This window comes from Brevibacillus panacihumi, assembly GCF_003710985.1.
Classification (GTDB): Bacteria; Bacillota; Bacilli; order Brevibacillales; family Brevibacillaceae; genus Brevibacillus; species Brevibacillus panacihumi.
In genome coordinates this window covers 86,228-107,936 of sequence record NZ_RHHT01000032.1, presented here as the reverse complement: position 1 = coordinate 107,936, position 21,709 = coordinate 86,228, and the positions used below count along the sequence as shown (strand labels likewise).

The 21,709-nt window shown below is 51.1% G+C and carries 16 protein-coding genes, 1 tRNA gene, 1 pseudogene and 2 riboswitches; all 18 genes and pseudogenes read left to right on the top strand.

What is annotated here, in order from left to right:
* Positions 1 to 140: 140 nt before the first annotated feature.
* Positions 141 to 216, top strand: a tRNA-Gly gene (locus tag EDM58_RS16455).
* A 246-nt stretch (positions 217 to 462) separates the two neighbouring features.
* The gene (locus EDM58_RS16450) at positions 463 to 1,416 is read left to right on the top strand and encodes an AAA family ATPase (protein WP_122914306.1); all 954 of its coding nucleotides are present in this window, start codon (positions 463 to 465) and stop codon (positions 1,414 to 1,416) included.
* Between the two features lie 14 nt (positions 1,417 to 1,430).
* Positions 1,431 to 2,633 carry a DUF58 domain-containing protein gene (locus EDM58_RS16445; protein ID WP_122914305.1) on the top strand — a complete coding sequence of 401 codons (1,203 nt, stop codon included), beginning with the start codon at positions 1,431 to 1,433 and terminating at the stop codon, positions 2,631 to 2,633.
* A 4-nt stretch (positions 2,634 to 2,637) separates the two neighbouring features.
* Entirely contained in the window at positions 2,638 to 4,875 is a 2,238-nt protein-coding gene (locus tag EDM58_RS16440) for a DUF4129 domain-containing transglutaminase family protein (protein WP_122914304.1), read from the top strand.
* Between the two features lie 20 nt (positions 4,876 to 4,895).
* A riboswitch (purine riboswitch) is annotated at positions 4,896 to 4,998 on the top strand.
* A 206-nt stretch (positions 4,999 to 5,204) separates the two neighbouring features.
* Positions 5,205 to 6,743, top strand: coding sequence for a glutamine-hydrolyzing GMP synthase (guaA, locus tag EDM58_RS16435; protein WP_122914316.1), 1,539 nt, complete (start codon positions 5,205 to 5,207; stop codon positions 6,741 to 6,743).
* 153 nt (positions 6,744 to 6,896) lie between these two features.
* A riboswitch (purine riboswitch) is annotated at positions 6,897 to 6,998 on the top strand.
* 125 nt (positions 6,999 to 7,123) lie between these two features.
* On the top strand, positions 7,124 to 8,497 hold the full coding sequence (locus tag EDM58_RS16430) for an NCS2 family permease (protein ID WP_122914303.1): 1,374 nt from the start codon (positions 7,124 to 7,126) through the stop codon (positions 8,495 to 8,497).
* Between the two features lie 124 nt (positions 8,498 to 8,621).
* Entirely contained in the window at positions 8,622 to 10,169 is a 1,548-nt protein-coding gene (locus EDM58_RS16425) for a M1 family metallopeptidase (protein WP_122914302.1), read from the top strand.
* Between the two features lie 173 nt (positions 10,170 to 10,342).
* Complete coding sequence (purE, locus tag EDM58_RS16420; RefSeq protein ID WP_122914301.1) at positions 10,343 to 10,831, top strand: 5-(carboxyamino)imidazole ribonucleotide mutase; 489 nt, start codon at positions 10,343 to 10,345, stop codon at positions 10,829 to 10,831.
* A complete protein-coding gene (purK, locus tag EDM58_RS16415) occupies positions 10,828 to 11,991 on the top strand; it encodes a 5-(carboxyamino)imidazole ribonucleotide synthase (RefSeq protein ID WP_122914300.1) in 1,164 nt (387 codons plus the stop codon). Before purE ends, purK begins: the two co-directional genes overlap by 4 nt.
* Complete coding sequence (gene purB, locus EDM58_RS16410) at positions 11,988 to 13,289, top strand: adenylosuccinate lyase (protein ID WP_122914299.1); 1,302 nt, start codon at positions 11,988 to 11,990, stop codon at positions 13,287 to 13,289. Before purK ends, purB begins: the two co-directional genes overlap by 4 nt.
* Positions 13,290 to 13,978: 689 nt before the next feature.
* A complete protein-coding gene (locus tag EDM58_RS16405) occupies positions 13,979 to 14,416 on the top strand; it encodes a DUF6376 family protein (RefSeq protein ID WP_122914298.1) in 438 nt (145 codons plus the stop codon).
* Between the two features lie 101 nt (positions 14,417 to 14,517).
* Complete coding sequence (locus EDM58_RS16400; RefSeq protein ID WP_122914297.1) at positions 14,518 to 15,129, top strand: exopolysaccharide biosynthesis protein; 612 nt, start codon at positions 14,518 to 14,520, stop codon at positions 15,127 to 15,129.
* A gap of 710 nt (positions 15,130 to 15,839) precedes the next feature.
* Positions 15,840 to 16,361: an RNA polymerase sigma factor gene (locus tag EDM58_RS16395; RefSeq protein ID WP_122914315.1), complete on the top strand. Its 522-nt coding sequence runs from the start codon at positions 15,840 to 15,842 to the stop codon at positions 16,359 to 16,361.
* 116 nt (positions 16,362 to 16,477) lie between these two features.
* Positions 16,478 to 17,176, top strand: coding sequence for a response regulator transcription factor (locus EDM58_RS16390; protein WP_122914296.1), 699 nt, complete (start codon positions 16,478 to 16,480; stop codon positions 17,174 to 17,176).
* A pseudogene (locus tag EDM58_RS16385) lies at positions 17,173 to 18,190 on the top strand (sensor histidine kinase). Before EDM58_RS16390 ends, EDM58_RS16385 begins: the two are co-directional and overlap by 4 nt.
* A 65-nt stretch (positions 18,191 to 18,255) precedes the next feature.
* Complete coding sequence (locus EDM58_RS16380) at positions 18,256 to 19,026, top strand: ABC transporter ATP-binding protein (protein WP_023556626.1); 771 nt, start codon at positions 18,256 to 18,258, stop codon at positions 19,024 to 19,026.
* Positions 19,001 to 20,893 (top strand): FtsX-like permease family protein, encoded by a 1,893-nt coding sequence (locus tag EDM58_RS16375; protein ID WP_122914295.1) that lies wholly within the window; start codon positions 19,001 to 19,003, stop codon positions 20,891 to 20,893. The genes EDM58_RS16380 and EDM58_RS16375 overlap by 26 nt, the downstream gene beginning before the upstream one ends.
* 113 nt (positions 20,894 to 21,006) lie before the next feature.
* Positions 21,007 to 21,477: a nucleoside deaminase gene (locus EDM58_RS16370; protein ID WP_122914294.1), complete on the top strand. Its 471-nt coding sequence runs from the start codon at positions 21,007 to 21,009 to the stop codon at positions 21,475 to 21,477.
* Positions 21,478 to 21,709: the final 232 nt, after the last annotated feature.

Here is a 21,709-nt window from a genome sequence, read left to right as displayed (position 1 = left end):
ATGTAGCGAATCAGGAGAATGGAAAGCCGGAGGAGTATCTCCGGCTTTTTTTGAATGGAAGTGAAAAGCTTGACTCCTGAGAAAACAACATGCTAAAATAAACGTGTTCAAAACGAGTAGGACATACATACTCCTTATATGCGGATGTAGCTCAATTGGTAGAGCGTCGCCTTGCCAAGGCGAAGGTCGCGGGTTCGAGACCCGTCGTCCGCTCCATTTTTATAACAGCGGAAGAGTAGGAGATAGTCCTACTCTTTTTTGTACTATAGGGCATGTTTTTGTACGTAGCTCTATAAAAATGTTTGTTCTCTTTATACAAATTTTGTAATCTTCATTAATTTTTCCTTGTATCTCCTTATTTCATCCAGTACCTTAGGTATAGGATTCTGCTCTTAGCTCTTGGGTCTGATGCGTTATCACAGGCATGATAGAAGACGAAATGGAACAGGAGTTGTTGTCGATATGAACCCGATCAAAGTGGAACAGGTACATCCTGCAGTGGCTAACTTGATTGCAAATATAGAAAAAGTATTGATTGGCAAACGTTCCGTCATTGAATTGACGGTTGCTGCGATTCTCGCGAAGGGACATGTCTTGCTGGAAGACGTACCGGGCGTGGGAAAAACCATGCTCGTTCGCGCGCTGGCCAAGTCGATTGGCGGGGACTTTAAAAGGATTCAATTCACCCCTGACCTGCTGCCGACCGATGTAACGGGGGTTGCGATTTTTAACCAAAAGAGCCTGGAGTTTGAGTTTCGCCAGGGTCCTTTGTTTGCCCATGTTGTACTCGCAGATGAAATCAATCGGACGTCCCCGAAAACCCAGTCGGCTTTGCTGGAGGCATTGGAGGAGAGGTCCATTACGGTAGATGGAACGACGTATCCTCTGGCGAAACCATTTTTCGTCATGGCGACGCAAAATCCGCTGGAGTATGAAGGGACGTTCCCGCTGCCGGAAGCGCAGTTGGACCGCTTCCTGATGCAATTGCGCTTGGGATACCCGAGCATGGAGGAAGAGACGCGCATGCTCACCCGTTTTTCCGATAGCAATCCATTGGACAGTTTGGAGCCTGTCATGACGGCAGAGGAGCTGGGGCGATTGCAGGACCAAAGCGCAGAGGTGAAGGTGTCAGAGGGCATCAAGGAATACATCGTCCGGCTTTGCCACAAAACCCGCGACCATCACCATGTCTATCTAGGCGTGAGTCCGCGCGGCTCCCTGGCCTTGTATCGGGCGGCACAAGCATTGGCATTCGTACGCGGCCGTGATTATGTCATTCCGGATGATGTCAAAGAGCTCGTCCCGGTTACGTTCTCGCATCGAATCATCGTGAAGCCGGAAGCGCGTTTGGAAGGGGCGAATGTCGATCGGATTCTGACGGTAATCTTGGCAGAGACCCGCGTTCCGATGGGATGAGGTGACCACAGATCATGAGACAACAAAAATGGGGCAAATTCAATGTAATCGCACTGGTGCTGGTGACTTATGTTTTCGCCATGTTCCAGGGGGGATTCGCCAGTTGGTTTTTGTTCTACAGCAGCCTCGTCTTTTTCGTCTATGAGTGTCTGGCTTACTACTTGATGTTTGCCACGTTGGAGGTCGTCCGCCATCTGGACCGAAATCGCCTGCAGGAAGGGGAAGACGTCGTCGTCACGATTCGTCTGCGCCGGCGGATCTGGTTTCCATTAGGGTGGAACATGGTGATTGAAGCGCTCCCGGAGAGGCTGGTCGGCTTCTACGAACCACATAAGCAATTGATTTTTCCCTGGTTTAAGCGGGAGGTAGAGTTTCGCTACGTCATTCCGCAACTGCCCCGTGGATACTATCGTCTGCAGGAATCGGTCATTTGCGGAGGAGATTTCTTCGGCTTTATTGAGAGAAGAAAGGTAATCTCTCTTGCAGATGACATACTGGTGTATCCATCCTACCAGCACGTGAACCATTGGCCCCTCGGAGACGGCAGCTTCAGCGGCACCATCCACGTCTCACATCGCCGCTCGGATGATGTGGCGGCTGTTCGCGGTGTGCGGGAGTACCAGCGCGGCGACCGCCTCAGTCAGATCCACTGGCGGGCTTCTGCGCGAGGCACTGGCTTGAAGACGAAGGAATTCGAGCATCAGGCGATGAACCAGGCAGTCTTTTTCCTAGATGTGGAGAAAAATAGTTATCCTGCATCCGATCTGTTTGAATTGGCCGTAAAAGTAACGGCAAGCCTCATCGCCTACGCCAACCGCAATCAGTATCATTACGGTTTGGTTTTCAAGCAAAAGGAGCGCATGTCGATCGATCCCGGCCTGTCTCATGCCCATTTTCTGCGGGTCTTTGATCAGCTGGCGAGAGTCATGCCAGAGGGAAGCGACTCGTTTTCCCGTTTGATCGGGCGTGAGGCGCTGGAGCAATCGCAAGGCGTGACGCTCATGATGGTGACACCTAGGCTGGACAAGGAATTGGTAGCCCGTTTGGTCTCTCTCGTACAAAGGGGAAGGCGGGTGCAGCTGTTCCATATCAGCCGAACCGGAGCTTATACCGCAGAACAAAAGCAAGTGTTGCGGCTCTTGGCAGCCAATAAGGTAGTTTGCACGTCGATCCATACGCAGGACTACCACCAGTGGAAACGGATGGGGGGTGCTTAGGCGGATGTACGAATGGAAACGCCCGACCATATTGGATATGATCTCAGCGCTGTTCCTTTTTTTGCTTCTTCGAGAATGGCTTCTCCCTTTACAGGAATTGACGGATACGGGAGCGCTATGGCCTTTTTACACCATCGCAGGTGCAGTGATTCTCATGGATCTGTTCCTGCCGTATCGGTGGCTTACGTTTCCGTTCAAGCTGCTCGGGGTTCTGTGGCTGCTCCATGCTGCTTTTTTTGATACCTCGTTCTGGGAAAAGGAATGGCTGATCGATTTATACACGCAAATCGTACGGGACATGCCGCTTGTCTTATCGCAGGATTGGGGAGCGATGTCAGTGATCTCCCGCAATGGCATGTTTGATCTGATGCTGCTCGTCATGATTTCGATGATTACGTACCTCGTGCTGGAACAGCGGCAAGTGCTGTGGTTTGTCGTGATGACCGAGGCGTATTTGGCCCTGTTGGATACATTCATGCCATATGAAGCGGATGGGGGCATTGTACGTTCGCTTCTCTATGGGTTCCTGCTGCTGGCGATTTCGCATCTGACGAAGGTGACCAGCATCGCAACACTGAACGGGAAACGGGGATGGATGCTTGCCAATGCCATCATAGCCCCATTGCTGGTTCTTGGGGTGAGCATCGGGATTGCCTACACGGCGCCCAAAAAAGAGGCGAACTGGCCAGATCCCATCTCGTATCTGATGGGGAGCGATCAGGCGACAACTGCTGTCGGCATGAAAAAAGTAGGCTATGACAATAACGATAGCCAGCTAGGCGGCCCTTTTGTTTCCGACAATACGCTGGTGTTTACCGGTCTCACCAATGAACGAAGCTACTGGCGTGGAGACTCCAAGGACATCTATACGGGAGCAGGCTGGGAAAAGGGCAAGCGAGATTATGAGTCAATCCTGGACTTGAAAAACTACGAGTGGAAAAACGCTTTGTTTCATGGGACCGAAACCAAAGAAGTGAAAGCTTCGCTTTATTTTAGCGGGCCCCTGCAGTATGCGACTGTCTTTTATCCGGGACAGCTGAAAAAAGTGACGGACTATACACCCGAAAATGCTACAGTCGTGTATGACACCTGGAACCAACAGTTGGAAATCCGGGCAGGAAAGATCAATCTCATCCCGCCATCTGGTGCGGCTAATTCACAGCCCGTCGTAGGACCCAATACGCTGCTGATGAAGCTGAAGCAATACAATGTTGAGGCGGAGGTCCCGATCATCAGTGAAAAGGCCATCACGCAAGCCGGGACGCAGTACCCGATCGAGATAAGGACCCATTATCTTCAGTTGCCTGAACAACTGCCGCCTCGTGTCAAAGAACTGGCTGAGGAAATTACAAAAGATGCTCCGACACCGTATCAAAAAGTAAGGGCGATCGAGAATTACCTGCGCTCCAGCGGAAAATATAAGTATGAAACAACAGACGTCCCAGTTCCTGAACAAGGTCAAGATTTTGTCGATCAATTCTTGTTCGAGAGCTTCCGGGGGTACTGCGATCACTTTTCCACTTCCATGGCCGTTATGCTGCGAACACTGGACATTCCCACTCGCTGGGTAAAAGGCTTCGCGCCTGGACAACGAGTAGGAGCGGATGATGCAGGCAACGACATCATGGAAGTACGAAGCAAGGACGCCCATTCCTGGGTTGAGGTTTACTTCCCGAACATGGGATGGGTACCTTTTGAGGCCACCAGCTCCTTTACCTCTCCAGTTCGGATTAAATACGATTTGCATACCGAGGAGGCGCAGTCTCCCATTCCTCTGCCAGATCTGGGGAATCAGGGTGCATTGAATCGCGGAGATGGGCGCTTTGATGAATTGGAGGGCGCTGATGCAATCTCCAATCGTGGATTCCAAATTCCTTGGCAGGTAAACGCGCTGCTCCTGGGGGCTCTGGCAGCAGCGGGTTTCGTGGCTTGGCGGCTCAGACAGGAGATTACGATCTGGTGGCTGCGGCGTAAGTGGAGCCAACTGGAGAAGGAACAGTACGCAGATCGCTATCATTTGCTGATGCGGATGATGGAGAGTGTCCATTCACGGCGACAAGCGGGTGAAACGATGCGCGAATATGTCAACCGATTGCATATATCGGGAGACAAACGGCAAGATCTGCGTTTTCTGACCGAAATTTACGAACGAATGATTTATGGCATGAAAGGAATCGAACAAAAGGCTCGCTCGATCGTTGAAGAATTAATGGAAAGATTGACCCGTCAATTGAAGCCTTGAACAATGACTTTTCATCTGCTAGAATGACGATCAATGAGTCTCGTATAATCCTCAGGAATAAGGCCTGAAAGTTTCTACCACCTGACCGTAAATCGGGTGACTACGAGGAGAGCACATCGGATTTTTGTACATGCAACTGCACAAGTGTACACAAGCTGGGACTCTGCCGCCGTATTGCAAATTTTCGGAGGCGACAGTCCCGGTTTTTTTCGGGTACAGTGCTTGTACGGGTTACATCCTGCTCGAGGGAATCAACAAAACGGATGGAGTCGGAATGGATCGTTCTCAGGCTCTGGTGCGTCCTGTATGTACAGGAGAAAGGAGAAATCATGGACAAATCGATGGAAATGGTCGTCGTACTGGATTTCGGAGGGCAATACAATCAATTGATCGCACGTCGGGTACGCGATCTGGGGGTATACAGCGAACTGCTGCCTTACAATACTCCCGTGGAAAAAATCAAGGAAATGAATCCAAAGGGGATTATTTTCTCCGGCGGTCCTGCCAGTGTCTATGAAGAAGGGGCACCGACAGTTGACCCTGCCATCTTTGAACTGGGTCTGCCGGTACTGGGGATTTGCTATGGCATGCAGCTGATGAGCCATATGCTGAAAGGAAAAGTGGAACGGGCAGGCAAACGCGAATACGGAAAAGCGGAATTGCGGCTGCAAGAAAAGCACGGCTTGTACGATAAATGGGAGCCGAATGAAATCGTTTGGATGAGCCACTCGGATAAAGTCGTGGAGCTTCCGGAAGGCTTCCGCATCGATGCAATCAGCGACAGCTGTCCGGTAGCCGCAATCAGCCATCCGGAGCGCAATCTCTACGGCGTGCAATTCCACCCGGAAGTGCGCCATACGGTAAAAGGCTCGGAGTTTATCTCCAACTTCCTGTTCAACATCTGCGGCTGTGAAGGAAACTGGAGCATGACCTCTTTCATCGAAGACGAAATCGTCCGCATCCGTCAAACGGTAGGGGACAAGCAGGTACTGTGCGCGCTGAGCGGCGGCGTTGATTCCTCGGTTGTAGCTGCCCTGATTCACAAAGCAATTGGCGATCAGCTTACCTGCATGTTCGTCGATCACGGTCTTCTGCGCAAAGGAGAAGCCGAAAGCGTCATGGAAACATTTGGAGAAAAGTTTTCCATGAAAGTAATTAAAATCGATGCTCGTGAACGCTTCCTGAACAAGCTGAAAGGGGTCAGCGACCCAGAGCAAAAACGGAAAATTATCGGAAACGAGTTCATTTACGTATTTGATGAAGAAGCGGCGAAATTGACCGACATGGATTTTCTGGCACAGGGCACACTATATACCGATATCGTGGAGAGCGGAACAGCGACTGCTCACACTATCAAATCTCACCATAACGTAGGCGGCCTGCCGGAAGATATGAAATTCGAGCTGATCGAGCCGTTGAAAACCTTGTTCAAGGACGAGGTTCGCAAGCTGGGTTCGGAATTGGGCTTGCCGGACGAAATCGTATGGCGCCAGCCGTTCCCGGGACCAGGCTTGGGCATTCGCGTTTTGGGCGAAGTGACAGAAGAGAAGCTGCACATCGTTCGGGAATCTGATGCGATTCTGCGCGAAGAGATTGCCAAGGCAGGTTTGGACCGCGACATTTGGCAGTACTTCACGGCATTGCCGAACATGAGTACAGTCGGCGTTATGGGAGATGTTCGTACGTATTCGTATACCGTGGGGATTCGCGCCGTGACGTCCATCGATGGAATGACGGCTGACTGGGCGCGTATTCCGTGGGATGTTCTCGAAAAAATTTCCACGCGTATCGTCAATGAAGTCGATCATGTAAACCGCATCGTCTACGATGTAACTTCCAAACCGCCAGCCACCATTGAGTGGGAATAATCTCGTCGCGTACCACCCAGTGGGGGCAAAAGACGAAAAGTAAACAAAGCTGCGAGATCAATTTTGTAAAACCGGATGATTATTCGCGACAGAATAATAACGTTCGTATTTTTCGTTGACAGCACAAAATCTACCTGATACACTGTTCGATGTACACAGGTAAATAAGAAAGTTCGTATATTCCTGAGGATATGGCTTAGGAGTTTCTACCAGGTCGCCGTTAACGACCAGACTACGAACAAAATGTCGACGGGATGGGTTTTTGTTATTATTTTTTCGTGATTGGTCCCGCATCGTTTTGTTTGCAGTCGAGGCGTTAATTCATGCGTCTCGACTTTTTTGTTTACCGCCAATCTACAAAACTCTGGGGGGACACTTCGGTGCGCAAGTATTTCGAGTTTGACAAACTAGGCACCAATTACCGCCGCGAGATTATCGCGGGTATCACTACCTTTTTAGCGATGGCTTACATTTTGGCAGTTAACCCGTATGTTCTAAGCGGCGCAGATTTGCCGCCTGAGCTGAAGGCCAACTATCCGGAGATCGGTGCCGTGTTCACAGCAACCGCATTGGCTGCGGCGATCGGGACCCTGCTGATGGCGTTCATCGGTCGACTGCCGATCGGACAAGCTCCGGGGATGGGCTTGAATGCGTTTTTCACGTATACGGTCGTATTGACCATGCAAATTCCTTGGCAACAAGCACTGGCAGGCGTTTTCCTTTCTTGTACGATCTTCCTGATCTTGTCGCTGACCGGGGTTCGTGAAGCGATCATCAATGCGATTCCGCAAAGCTTGAAGTTTGCCGTATCTGCGGGGATTGGCCTGTTTATCGCCTTTATCGGATTGAAAAATGCAGGAATCGTTGTAGCAAATGAAGCTACCTTCGTCGCTCTGGGCCATCTCACCTGGTTCCATGAAAACATGACTCCAGAACAGGTGCTGTCAGCGAAGAATGCCGTGCTCGCTATTTTTGGATTGATCGTAACCGTGATTTTGATGACACGCAAGGTAAATGCGGCAATCTTCATTGGTATGTTAATCACTTCCATTGCGGGGATGATCGTCGGTTTGGTCAATGTACCAACGGATGTATTTTCTCCTCCACCAAGTCTGGCTCCCACGTTTGGTGCAGCTTTTCAATACCTGGGTGATGCATCTTCCCTGTTCACGGTAAACATGCTGATTGTGGTTTTGACCTTTTTGTTCGTAGACTTTTTTGATGCAACAGGTACACTCTTGGGCGTAGCGAACCAAGCTGGCTTGCTCAAAGACGGCAAGCTGCCTCGCTCTGGACGCGCGTTTTCTTCTGACGCAATCGCAGGCATGGCTGGTGCTGTGCTGGGAACCTCCACGACGACAGCTTACATCGAATCTACAGCGGGTGTGGCTGCGGGCGGCCGTTCCGGTTTTACCGCTGTGGTAACAGGCTTGCTGTTCATTTTGGCCCTGTTCTTCTATCCGCTGATGTCTGTCGTTACTTCGGCTGTTACCGCACCTGCCTTGATCATTGTAGGTGTACTGATGGCGTCCAGCATCGTGAAGATTGCCTGGGACGATCTGGAGGAAGCATTCCCTGCCTTCCTGACCATCCTGATGATGCCGCTCACGTACAGCATCGCGACAGGTTTGGCTTCCGGCTTCATCGTGTACCCTGTCCTGAAAGTGATGAAAGGCAAGGCTCGCGAGGTTCATCCTGCGATGTACGTCCTGTTCTTCGTCTTCCTGGCGTACTTCATCTGGCTGCGGGAATAAACATCATACAATCAAAGGCTTCTCTCTATCATTGGAGAGGAGCTTTTTTTATGGGGATAAAATGAAAAGAATCAGGCATAGACTGGATACAAGGAAGACAAGCAGATGAAGGCAGGGGATCGCCATGGGGAAAAAAAGAGGGGCTTTGGCTCTCTTCTTGATAGCAGGCATCGCTTTTGGTGTCTATCATTGGGCAGAAGCTTGGAGTGCTCCAGTCGCTATTGAAGGGGCTCAGATTGCGCTTTCCGAGCCAAAGCATGAGACAAGCTACTTCGCCGATTTGCAAATCGATCCTGCCGTACACCGTGTGACAGGCACCCTGACCGTCCGTTTTCAGCCACAAGATGACCGGGCGTATTTTCATTTGTATCCCAACGTCTTCCAGCCGCAAGCGGATATGGAGGATCCGAACTGGGAGAGAATCCTGGGAAAGCAAAGAGAGCCTGGCGGAATTGAAATCAAGCAGGTGCGGGTAAACGGAAAAGAAGCTCCTGTGCAGGTGGAGGGCAAGTCGAATACACTTTTGCACGTTCCCATTCCGGCAGGGAAAAGCGCCAAGCCGCCCCATGCGGAGGTGGAAATGCGTTTTGAGCTGCAGGTTCCCTATAATAAAGGAAGGTTGTCGTATAACGATCACGCCATGTGGCTGGGCAACTGGCTCCCGATTCTGGCGGTAAAGGAGAAGGACGGTTGGCGGCTCGATCCCTATGCGTCCATCGGCGATCCTTTTTACAGCGAAATGGCCAACTACCATCTGCGGGTCAAGCTGGAGGAAAAATATCAGCTTGCGACCAGCGGTGTCGAGAGCGTGGCGGTGGTCACACAGTCCCGGCCGCAGCGGGTAACCACCTATGAAATCGATGCCTGGAATGTTCGGGACCTCGCCATGGTCGTGATGGATGACAGCTATCGCAAAAAGTCTGGAAAGGTAGGAGATACCGTGGTGCATACCTGGTCGCAGGAGGGTGACGATCCAGGTATGGCAGAACGCCTGCACGAGGTGGCGCAAGAATCGCTGCGGTACTTCAGCGAGCAATTTGGAGCCTATCCGTACAAGGAGTACGATGTTGTAAAAACAGGAGGCTTTTTTGGCGGAATGGAGTATCCGGGCATCGTGTTTGTCCAGGAGGATCTGTTCGAGCGGTCTGATCCGAGCGGCGAAGCGGTGGTGGCGCACGAGACGGCTCACCAGTGGTTTTACGCTTTGGTCGGCAATGACGAGGTGCGGGAGGCTTGGCTGGACGAGAGTCTGAGCGATTATGCCACGATGGCCTACCTGACTGCAGCCAAACGGCCCAGTGCCACCTTTTATATCCAGATGCGCAAGGCCGGGTCACAAGAGTCGCGTTCCTATGCGGTGAGGGGATTGACGGTCTGGCAGAGTGTCGAACAGTTCCCAGACTGGAACAGCTATGTGAATCTCGTATACGGTCGGGGTTCTACGATGCTTTGGGAGCTTCGCCAAGCATGGGGAGAGGAAAGGCTTCACGCTCTCTTGCGCCAATACGTCAAGGAGCATCAGTACGATCAGGCTACGGGGGAGAGGTTTGTGTCGATGCTGAGCCGGGAAGCCGGAACTGACGCTGCGCCGTTCATTGATTATTGGCTGCATCTGAAACTCGAGAAGCAAGAAGAGGCAGCTGCCTGGGTGGAAAAGAGTAAACACGAATGATAGAGAAACTACCAACATGAATGTTCGGGAATACGGTTGACAGGCTTCCTTTGTCCCTGCTAAACTGAAGATGTCGAAAGCAAAAAGTACGTATAGCCCAGGCGATGAGTACGGCATAGACGCCGTTAGTCGGTTGGGTTTTCTTCTGATGATAGGACAAGGGGCGATCGATCATGACCAAAGCATTGGTAGGCGTCATCATGGGAAGCACATCAGACTGGGAGACGATGAAGGAAGCATGCGCTATACTGGATGAGCTGCAGGTTCCCTACGAAAAGAAGGTAGTATCCGCACATCGCACGCCAGACCTGATGTTCGAGTATGCGCAAACGGCAAAAAGCCGCGGACTGGAAGTCATTATTGCGGGAGCTGGCGGAGCAGCGCATCTGCCCGGGATGGTTGCTTCCAAGACGGAACTGCCGGTCATCGGCGTGCCAGTCAAATCCTCCAATCTGAATGGGCTAGACTCTCTCCTGTCGATCGTGCAAATGCCAGGCGGAGTTCCGGTCGCCACTGTGGCAATTGGCAAGGCCGGCGCGACCAACGCAGGACTGCTAGCCGCTCAAATCCTCGGGATCAAATATCCGGAGGTTCAACAACGTTTTATGGAAAGACGGGATGCTGTACGTCTTAACGTGCTGGAGGGCAGTGAACTGGTATGAGACATGCAGAAAGCAAGCAAATCAAACCGGGAGCCACGATTGGCATACTGGGCGGCGGTCAGCTGGGACGGATGATTGCACTCGCAGGACGAGCCATGGGCTACCGTTTTGTCACCATGGACCCGACACCGGATGCGCCATGCGGACAGACGGCAGACGAGCAAATCGTCGCCCGTTACGATGATGTAGAGGCGGCCATGCGCCTGGCTGCCGCAAGCGATGTCATTTCCTATGAGTTCGAAAATGTAGATGCACAGGTGGCAGAAGTGCTGGAGAGCAAGTCCTATGTGCCGCAGGGAAGCCGGTTGCTTCGCATTACGCAGAACCGGATCCGTGAAAAAACGGCGATTCAGGAGATGGGGATACCCGTCGCACCTTTTCGCGTAGTAGCCAGTCTCGCTGATTTGCAGCAGGCTGTGCGCGAGCTGGGGCTGCCAGCCGTCATGAAGACGGCGACCGGAGGGTATGACGGCAAGGGCCAGTGGGTATTGAAGAGTGAAGAGGAGCTTGCGGAAGCGTACGAAACGCTGGCAAAAGCGGGAACCGAACTGATCGTCGAGCAATTTGTTCCTTTCGAGCTGGAACTGTCCGTCATCGCAGCACGCAATCCGGATGGAGATCTGGCTGTTTTTCCGACGGCAGAAAACGTTCATCAGGACAATATCCTTCATTTGTCGATTGTGCCTGCACGGGTATCCGATGATATCAGGGAGCGGGCAGAGCGCATCGCCTTGACCATCGTCGAGAAGCTGGATGTGGTCGGTCTGCTCGCCATCGAGATGTTCCTTACCCGTGATGGCAAGCTGTACGTCAATGAATTGGCTCCACGTCCGCATAATTCCGGTCACTATACGATGGAAGCCTGTGCGACTTCGCAGTTCGAACAGCATGTACGGGCTGTCTGCAACCTGCCGCTGGGTTCTACGGAGTTGCTTACGCCCGTCGTGATGGTTAATATTTTGGGTGAGCATCTGCAGCCCGTCCTGGATCGGATCGATGCTTTGCCCAGGAGAGCCAAGCTTCATCTCTACGGCAAGGCAGAAAGCAAGGAAAAACGGAAAATGGGTCATCTCAACGTACTGGCCCCTACAGTAGAGGAAGCACTCGGCTTGATCGAGAAGCTGGAAATCTGGAGTACAAAAACGGAGGTACAATCATGATCGAACGTTACTCGCGCCCGGAAATGCGTGCCATCTGGACAGAGGAAAACAAGTTTCAGGCATGGCTGAAAGTGGAGATTCTCGCGTGTGAAGCATGGTCCAAGCTGGGTGTCATCCCGGAGGAAGACGTAAAAAAGCTTTGGGAGCATGCGAGCTTCAACATTGACCGGATCTATGAAATCGAGCAGGAGACTCGCCATGACGTGGTTGCTTTTACCCGTGCGGTATCGGAGACGCCAGCGCTGGGCGAGGAGAAAAAGTGGGTGCATTACGGACTGACGTCCACAGACGTTGTCGACACTGCGCTCTCTTACCTGCTGCTGCAAGCCAATGAAATCCTGGAAAAGGACATCGAGGACTTCATCGCCATCCTGGCCGACAAAGCGCGTGAGCACAAAGATACGGTCTGCATGGGCAGAACGCACGGCGTGCATGCGGAGCCGACCACCTTCGGCCTGAAGCTAGCCCTTTGGCATGAAGAAATGAAGCGCAACCTGACCCGTTTCCGCGCAGCCAAAAAAGAAGTGGCCTTCGGCAAAATTTCCGGTGCGGTGGGAACCTACGCCAACATCGATCCATTTGTAGAAGCGTATGTATGTGAAAAGCTGGGCCTGTCTCCGGCGCCGATCTCCACTCAGACGCTGCAGCGTGACCGCCATGCGGAGTACATGGCGACACTGGCGCTGATCGCGACATCCTTGGAGAAATTCGCGACAGAGATCCGCGGTCTGCAAAAAAGCGAATTGCGCGAAGTGGAAGAGGCGTTTGCCAAGGGACAAAAAGGCTCTTCGGCCATGCCCCACAAGCGCAACCCGATCGGCAGCGAGAATATCTGCGGTCTGTCCCGCGTCATCCGCGGGCACATGCTGTCCGCTTACGAGAACGTTCCGCTCTGGCATGAACGCGACATCTCCCATTCGTCGGTGGAGCGCGTGATTCTGCCTGACGCGACACAGCTTCTCAACTACATGCTGCGCCGCTTCATGAACATCGTGAAGAACCTGACGGTGTTCCCGGAAAACATGAAGCGCAACATGGATCGCACCTTTGGCCTGATCTACTCGCAGCAGGTCATGCTGAAGCTGATCGAAAAAGGCCTGACCCGCGAGCAGGCTTACGACATCGTCCAGCCGCGCGCGATGCAGGCATGGGAAGAGCAACGCTCCTTCCGCGCGATTGTGGAGGAGGATGCGACAGTTGCTTCCACACTGACCAAGGAAGAGCTGGATTCCTGCTTCGACTACCGTTATCACCTCAAGCACGTGGATACGATATTCCAGCGGCTTGGGCTTTTGTAGTATTGGTGGTCCACCGGCTTTCGTGGTGCGGAGGAAAAAGGGAAAAACACTCCAGGCGGGTTGGGATCTTTGCTGAGGGTTGGCCAGGGCCGGCTCCACTCCAAAGGCGGAACCGCGGCCATAAGCAGCCGATTCCAGGAAGTGAATCAGGGGTGGCCGCTGAAACCGTGTTCCGCCTTTTCCATTCCGCCTGGGTTAAGATCCCAAATGCCTTCCGTTCTTTTTCCCTTTTTCCTCTACCAGCTTTGCCGGGTCTCCCTGTACCTTCAAAACGAATCAATATCTATCTTTGGACAAGACTCCCCCAATTCCGTTGGGGGCATTTTGCCATTTAAAAACCGAACAAGCGTTTGCGTAAGTGTGGTCGCGAAACTGCCGATGTTTCTCCAGTCTCAAGAAAATCATTGACTAAAACCTTGAGGGGATGTATGATGACCTTGTAAATGAATATTCCTCTAAAGGGGAGTAGCTGGTACAGCAAAGTCGTCAATTCAGGTTTATACCTCGGCTTTGTTGGCAACATTATGTTGTTAGCGAGACCTTTACCATACGGATTTGGTAAAGGTTAATAATATTTCAATGACCTTTACCTGATGAACAGGGTGAAGGTCATTTTTATTTTTGAATGAAAGTTGGTGAACGAAGACTGTCTGAGGGTTCTCTATCAAATGAAAAAAGGAGTGGAGCATATGAAGAAGGTAATGCTAATCGTTGTTCTTCTATCAGCATTCATGTTAAGTGCATGCTCTCTTTCAGAGGAAGTCAATCATTCACTGGAGTATGCAAAGGAAGTCAAGGAACAGGTAGATATGCTGAGTAATTTTGCGGAAGAGGCACCGCAAATGTTCAAAGATGCAGCTCTTAGTCCAGAGTCCATGAAAGAGCTGGAGAGTCAATTGAACGATTTAAAAACAAACATATCTGACTTCAATAAGACCGAAGTCCCTGCTATTGCTGAAAGCATCCATGAACAATTGGTAATGAAAAACCAAACTCTGCTGGATGAAATAAACGCTTTGGTGGATAACGGGAATATCGTTTTGGATAATATCGAGAATACGCAAATTTTAAAAACCATAAACGATGTTATTAGTCTGTTAAATCGAATTGAAAATTTAGGGTTGTAAAAGAAAATGTGAACCAGCCTTTTTCCGGTTAACACGGCTCCCTTCTATTTTTCTTTTCCGTTTTGTGGAAACGACAATGTGTGGAAATGGGGATTTGACCAATGAAAGAAATAACTTCTTTTTCGACGATGCTCAAAAACCTTTCGATCCCATCCAATGGCATTACCTTGAATAATTTTCTTCATGAATTAGGGCAACGCGGGATTCTGGTTGGACTCGCGTTCCTAACCGTCCCTTTTTTGTTTGGGGTGTCCATTCCAGGAACCAGCACACCCTTTGGCATTCTAATTGCGCTTGTCTCATGGCAGCTCCTTCTTCAGCGGCCTGTCTCGATTCCAAGAAGGTTTGGGAACATTCAATTGGCACCAGCTGCAATCGAGAAAGTGAAGAATAAAATCCTTCCTTGGATTATGAGGATGGAAAGAAAAATAAAGCCGCGCTGGGAGTTCGTCTTTACATCATCCTTTCTTCGTCAATGTCATATAGGAATCATGATGGTTAGTGGTGTATTATTAACAGCTCCGGTCCCAGTGCCATTAACCAATTCGTTCCCCGCATATGCGGTCCTTTTTTTAAGCCTTGGGACTTTGGAACGGGACGGTTTGCTCGTGCTCGCAGGTCATACGTTTTTTGTTATCAGTATTCTCTACTTTGGGCTCATTGGATGGGTCGGAACTGAGGGGATAACAACGCTCTGGGCATCTATATTTTAACGTGAAAGATTGAATCCCTTTCATCCCGGTTAGGGAGACAGGTGCCTGTCATTTCCTTGACTGGCCTGAGTAATATAACAGCAAAACGCCCCCAATCTAAGTAATCGGGAGCGTCCTTTTTTCATCTAATATTTACTGCAACCCAAGCCGTTGGAAAATCACCCGTATTTTTTAGTTTGGTGGTCCACCGGCTTTCGTGGAGCGGAGGAAAAAGGGAAAAACACTCCAGGCGGGTTGGGATCTTTGCTGAGGGTTGGACAGGGACGGCTCCACTCCAAAGGCGGAACCGCGGCCAAAAGCAGCCGATTCTAGGAAGTGTATCAGGGTTGGCCGCTGAAACCGTGTTCCGCCTTTTCCATTCCGCCTGGGTTAAGACCCCAAATGCCTTTCGTTCTTTTTCCCTTTTTCCTCGACCAGCTTTGCCTGGTCACCCTTTAACCTCATACCGGAACCCTCTATTCGCTGGCATACATCATCAAAGAATTTATCGAACACGACAGTCTTCATAAACAGCAAATCGTCGAGTTCCTGAGTGAATCAACATCCACGACAAAGCAACGTCCAAACCGTTAGCTTACGTTAAGCAAAAGGATTCCTTACAAAAGTGTAAGGTTCCTGAAAGTTAACTCGATGGTTCCCTGACCCATTCTCTTTTAGAATGAAGTCAAGAATGAGGAAACAGGAGATCGAGGGTGAAAACCATGAATGCCATGAGTACAGCAAGAGTATATCCGCAATTAGATCATCAGCAAATCTACGAAGAGTACGCTGAAAAAATACATCGCTATTTTCGTTACCGCGTGAAAAATGTATGGGACGTGGAGGATTTGACCACGACCGTGTTTATCAAGGTTTATTCCAAGCTGGAGCAGTATGATCGCCGTCATCCATTTGGCGCCTGGATTTTTCGGATTGCGCACAACACGTTGATCGATTACTTGCGCAAGAAGCGGGAGTGCCCGGTGGATCAGGAGATGTTCAGCTCCATCAAGGCGACGGATGAAGACGAACTGCCGGAAGCAAGTCTGCTGACCCAGGAGACGACAGAAGGTCTCTGGAAGCAGGTACATAACCTGACAGTGGACCAGCGCAATGTCATCAGCCTGCGGTATCTGGCTGACCTGCGGATGAATGAGATCGCAGAGATTCTGGGCAAGACGGAGGCATCTGTAAAAATTTTGCACTTCCGCGGCATTCGGAAGCTGCAGCAAATCATGAAAGCAGAAGCGTAGGATGGAGGATGCTCCATCCTATTTGATTTGCCCGAGACTTGGGACAGGTTGGCGTCTACCGGGATTCGCAGTATCATTAAGGGATGAGGATAGTTGAGGGGAGAGAAGACGCTGCAATGTCAACGATCATGATTGTGGAAGATGATCCAAAAATCAATCAGCTGCTGCAAAGTCAATTGGAGAAGTACGGCTATCGCATCGTGAACATCGAACAATTCGATCGCGTTATGGAGCTATTTACTGCTGAGCGGCCCGACCTGGTCCTGCTGGACGTCAACCTGCCCAAGTTCGACGGTTTCTACTGGTGCAGGCAAATGCGTCAGATCTCCAACTGCCCGATCCTGTTCATCTCTGCTCGGGAAAGCAAAATGGACCAGGTGATGGCACTGGAGAATGGAGCGGATGACTACATCACCAAACCGTTTGACTATGATGTGGTCCTGGCGAAGATCCGCAGCCAATTGCGCCGCGCTTATGGAATGTACGCGCCGCAGGAAGGGGAGCGGACGGTGGAGGTCGCCGGACTCAAGCTGTACATCGAGCGGATGGAGCTTGCAATCCATGACCAGCGGATCGAGCTCAGCAAAAAGGAAGCGCTCTTGCTGGAGGCGCTGATGAAGCAGCATCCGCGTGTCGTCAGCCGGGAGCGTTTGCTGGAAAAGCTGTGGGACGAGCAATTTGTAGATGAAAATACGCTTAACGTCTATATCACCCGCGTGCGGGCCAAATTGAAGGATATGGGGCTGGAAGGAGCGGTCGAGACCGTGCGTGGTTCCGGCTATCGCTTGAAGGCGACTTGGGAGGACCAGGCATGAAATTGTTTTTACGGGATCAATGGGCATTTGCCGTCTTCTTCCTCGTTCAGCTAATATTGCTGTTGCTGATATTTGCGCTGGACGGATACTGGAATCCCTCCTTGATGATTTATGCGATGTTCCTGTCTATCTTTTTTGCAGGAGGATTTTTGCTGAGCCGGTATTTGACGCATCGGGCGATCTACCAGCGCCTCAGCAACCCGGTCCTCTCGCTTGAGGAGCTGACCCAGACGAATGGGAACGCCCCTTTGTGCCGGGCAATGGACGAGAATTGCCTCGGGCAGTACCGGCTGTACAAAGCGGAGCTGCACGCCTATGAGAACAAGCAAAGAGACCATATCACCTTCATTCAGCAGTGGGTGCACCAGATGAAAACGCCCTTGTCCGTCATTCATCTGCTGATGCAGGATGACGACAGCGCCAAGGCGGAGAGCGTACGAGAAGAGCTGGATCGGCTCAAGCGCGGTTTGGAAACCGTCCTGTATCTCGCCCGCCTGGATCGGTTCGAGCAGGACTTTTTGATTGAGCCGGTGACGCTGCGCACCTTGGTATCGCAGGCTGTGGGAGAAAACAAGCGGCTATTTATCCGTAATCAGGTATATCCGGAATTGCAAGTAGACGAGAAGTGGCGAGCGGAATCCGATGAGAAGTGGCTCTCCTTTGTACTGAATCAATTGCTGGTGAATGCCGTCCGCTATTCTGCAGGAAAAAGCAGCAAGGTCACCATCCGCGCCTATGAGCGGGGCTCGCAGGTGGTGCTGGAGGTCCAGGATTACGGCATCGGCATTCCGCGCGAAGACATCCGCCGTGTCTTCCAGCCGTATTTCACGGGGGAAAATGGGCGCAAATATGCCGAGTCTACCGGGATGGGGCTCTATCTGGTCAAGGAAATCTGCAATCGGCTCAATCATGGGGTCGAGCTGGAATCGACCGTCGACATGGGGACGACCGTCCGGATTGTCCTGTCAGCCGTTGTGCCGAACCTTACAAGATCGTAAGCTGGTTGAAAGTTAATTCGATGGCTTGAAAGGCATTGCCTTCTTATAGTAGAGGCAGGATGACGAAGGAGGCAAAATCGGATGGAGATGCTGCAAGTAAAAAGCTTGAGCAAAATATACGGCGGGAAAGTAACCTACCGCGCTTTGACAGATATAGAGTTTTCGATCAATAAAGGCGAGTTCGTGGGAATCATGGGGCCTTCGGGCAGCGGAAAAACCACGTTGTTAAATATGATCTCGACGATTGATATTCCTACCTCGGGTGAAGTGCTGCTCAACGGCACCAATCCCCATCTCTTGAAAAAAGCGAAGCTGGCTTTGTTTCGGCGCAGAGAGCTGGGTTTTGTCTTTCAGGACTTCAACCTTCTGGATACGCTGACGCTGGGTGAAAATATTGTTCTCCCCTTGACTCTGGACGGCGAGAGCGTGCATGTGATGGAGGAAAAGCTGCATGCGGTGGCGACGAAGCTTGGAATTCAGGACATTTTGGAAAAATTCACGTACGAGGTGTCAGGGGGACAGCGGCAGCGTGCAGCCATCGCTCGGGCGATTATCCACTCGCCCTCCCTGCTGCTGGCGGATGAGCCGACTGGAAACCTCGACTCCAAATCCTCGCGCAAGGTGATGGAGACGCTGGAGGCGATCAACAAAGCGGATCAGGTGACGACCATGATGGTGACGCATGATGCCATGGCTGCCAGCTACTGTCACCGCGTGATCTTTATCAAGGACGGACAGTTCCACAATGAATTGTATCGCGGAGAGAGCAGGCAGGCCTTTTTCCAGAAGATCATTGACGCGTTGTCGTTTTTGGGAGGGAACACCTATGACCTTTCGACAATTCGCGTTTAACAACGTCACCCGCAACAAGCGCACCTATGCCGCGTTTTTCTTGAGCAGCGTGTTTTCTGTGATGATTTTCTTCGTCTATGCGATGTTTATTTTTCACCCGGGTATTGTGGACGAGGAGATTAACGCATCCGTAGCGACCGGAATGATGGTCGCCGAATACGTCATCTTCCTGTTCGCCTTTTTCTTCCTGCTTTACTGTGTCGGGGCTTTTTTAAAGAAGCGGGAGAAGGAGTTCGGGATTTTGTTCATGCACGGGATGACACCCTTGCAGCGCAACCTGCTCATCTTCATGGAAAATATGCTCATCGGCGTGGTTTCCATCCTGTTTGGAATCATCCTGGGGATGGTGCTGGGGAAGCTTTTCTTTCAATTCGCCGGGTTTTTACTCGACGTGCAGGCTCTGCCCTTTTATTGGCCATGGAAAGCGATCGTGCTGACGGCTGTCGCCTTTTTGGTCCTGTTTGCGGCGATCTCGATCTTTACAGTCCTGTTTTTGCGCAAACGCAGCTTGCTGGAATTGCTGCAAGGCAGCCAGCGTCCGAAAACAGAGCCGAAAGCGTCGATCACACTATCGGTATTGTCGGCAGGTTTATTGGGCGTCAGTTATCTGTTGGCGCTGTTGGCAGACGGCATGTATGTACCGCTCTTGCTTCTGCCTGTCACAGCAATGACCATCGGCGGAACGTACCTGTTGTTTACCCAGTTGAGCGTCTTTTTGATTGGTACGATGAAGAAAAGGCGTTCCTTTTTCTGGAAAAAGACCAATTTGCTGACGCTGTCTGACATGGGATACCGGATGAAAGACAATGCGCGCATGTTCTTCCTGGTTTGCATCGTCTCTACTGTCGCTTTTTGTGCGGTCGGGACCCTGGCGGCACTTGCCGGCTCGATCCAGGAAACCGTAGTGCGGACGAATCCGTTTGCTTTTGAATACCAGACCAAACGGGACAATCCGGATAAGCAAAAGCATTTGTCCATGCTGGAGAGCGAACTGCAGAAGGCGGGTTTTTCTTATGAAAAGCACTCATTGCACATGAGGGTTTTGCCGAAAAAGGTAAACGGCGAGCATATCGGTGTCGTGAGGCTGACAGACTACAACACATTTGCGGATGAAGCAGATTCCGCGGACAAGATTTCACTGGGTGAGCGGGAAATCTTCCTGTTCGTACGCTGGGTTGGAGATAGCGTGGATAGTCCAACCATTCAGGTAGGGGACAGCAGCTTGACCGTGAAGACAGATCCTTCCGTCGTTCCGCTGACGAGAGGCTTGAGCTTTGAGCGATTGGCAGTGGTGCCGGATGCGGTATACGACAGTCTTCAGGGCCTGGAGGAAGAAACGCTTTTTGGCTACAATGTGCCGAATTGGAAGGAAACGAAGGCGATCAGCATCAGCCTGGAGGAAGAGATCGGCCGATTGGGTGAAGAAGAACAATACTACTTCACTACGCGGGCCCCTGCCTACCATTCCTTAAAACAGATGGCGAATACCGCGCTGTTCATCGGGTTGTTCGTCGGTGTTCTATTTTTTGTCGCAGCAGCCAGCTTCCTCTATTTTCGCTTGTATACGGATCTGGAAAATGACAAGCGCCGGTACAGCGCGATATCCAAAATCGGCATGACCGAGGGTGAGCTGACCCGAATCGTGACCATTCAGATCGCGATGTTGTTCTTCGTGCCGATTCTGGTCGCGATCGCGCATAGCATCGTGGCGTTCGTCTCGCTGCAAAGCTTGTTGAAGCTCATGCTGATCGCGTCTGTCGTCAAGCCGACTGCCATCGTGCTGATCAGTTTCGTCGTTGTCCAGACGATCTATTTCTGGATTATCCGCAACCGTTATCTGTTCCATATCAAGCGGGCTTTGTCCTGATGCGAAGTTTGAGCGCTGACAGGTGACGGACTGATTCTTGCCCTCGCAGGTTTGTTCTTTTATCCGGATGGAGAAACATAAGATGATAGAGGAATCTGCGAGGAGGAGATCAGATGTCGCAGCATGCATGGATGGACAAGGCGATTGCGCTTGCCTTGGAGAACGTATTAAGCAGTCATGGCGGGCCTTTTGGAGCGGTTGTCGTGCGGGATGGACAAATCGTCGGCACAGGGCGCAACGAGGTAACGGCCACCAATGATCCGACAGCCCATGCGGAGGTACAGGCGATCCGCGATGCCTGCAAGAATCTGGGCAGCTTTCAACTGACAGGCTGCGAGCTGTATACGAGCTGCGAGCCCTGCCCGATGTGCCTGGGGGCCATCTACTGGGCGAGGCCGAGCAAGGTCTACTTTTCAGGCACGAAGGAAGACGCAGCACAGGTTGGATTCGACGACCATTTCATCTATCGAGAGATCGAGCTGCCCTATGAAAATCGCTCGATTCCGTTTGAACAGCTGCAGCCTTTAAAAGGAAAAACGCCGTTCGAAGCGTGGGCAGCATCACGAGAACGAATCGAATACTAGATGGGTCACACGAGAAGGTTCCTTGCGAGCAGAGTGAGTTGCTTGCAGGGAACCTTACATTTTTATACTGTCAGCATAAAATTGAAAATGCTTTCAAACTCAAATTTTCAGAATAAGGGTTGATGTTTGTCGAAATTCGTATTATAGTATCTAACAAATAACGTAATTCGACTCAAATTTGTTTTTTGAGACTGATCTCGCGCATTTTTAATGGCATTTAAAGACGAACTGG

What these genes read in the sequence shown, in the direction of transcription:
- EDM58_RS16390 (WP_122914296.1), top strand. Translation starts at nt 16,478, where the DNA reads ATGTCAACGATCATGATTGTGGAAGATGATCCAAAAATCAATCAGCTG.
- purE (WP_122914301.1), top strand. Translation starts at nt 10,343, where the DNA reads ATGACCAAAGCATTGGTAGGCGTCATCATGGGAAGCACATCAGACTGG.
- EDM58_RS16370 (WP_122914294.1), top strand. Translation starts at nt 21,007, where the DNA reads ATGTCGCAGCATGCATGGATGGACAAGGCGATTGCGCTTGCCTTGGAG.
- EDM58_RS16375 (WP_122914295.1), top strand. Translation starts at nt 19,001, where the DNA reads ATGACCTTTCGACAATTCGCGTTTAACAACGTCACCCGCAACAAGCGC.
- EDM58_RS16425 (WP_122914302.1), top strand. Translation starts at nt 8,622, where the DNA reads ATGGGGAAAAAAAGAGGGGCTTTGGCTCTCTTCTTGATAGCAGGCATC.
- EDM58_RS16450 (WP_122914306.1), top strand. Translation starts at nt 463, where the DNA reads ATGAACCCGATCAAAGTGGAACAGGTACATCCTGCAGTGGCTAACTTG.
- purB (WP_122914299.1), top strand. Translation starts at nt 11,988, where the DNA reads ATGATCGAACGTTACTCGCGCCCGGAAATGCGTGCCATCTGGACAGAG.
- EDM58_RS16405 (WP_122914298.1), top strand. Translation starts at nt 13,979, where the DNA reads ATGAAGAAGGTAATGCTAATCGTTGTTCTTCTATCAGCATTCATGTTA.
- EDM58_RS16440 (WP_122914304.1), top strand. Translation starts at nt 2,638, where the DNA reads ATGTACGAATGGAAACGCCCGACCATATTGGATATGATCTCAGCGCTG.
- EDM58_RS16400 (WP_122914297.1), top strand. Translation starts at nt 14,518, where the DNA reads ATGAAAGAAATAACTTCTTTTTCGACGATGCTCAAAAACCTTTCGATC.
- EDM58_RS16445 (WP_122914305.1), top strand. Translation starts at nt 1,431, where the DNA reads ATGAGACAACAAAAATGGGGCAAATTCAATGTAATCGCACTGGTGCTG.
- purK (WP_122914300.1), top strand. Translation starts at nt 10,828, where the DNA reads ATGAGACATGCAGAAAGCAAGCAAATCAAACCGGGAGCCACGATTGGC.
- EDM58_RS16380 (WP_023556626.1), top strand. Translation starts at nt 18,256, where the DNA reads ATGGAGATGCTGCAAGTAAAAAGCTTGAGCAAAATATACGGCGGGAAA.
- EDM58_RS16395 (WP_122914315.1), top strand. Translation starts at nt 15,840, where the DNA reads ATGAGTACAGCAAGAGTATATCCGCAATTAGATCATCAGCAAATCTAC.
- guaA (WP_122914316.1), top strand. Translation starts at nt 5,205, where the DNA reads ATGGACAAATCGATGGAAATGGTCGTCGTACTGGATTTCGGAGGGCAA.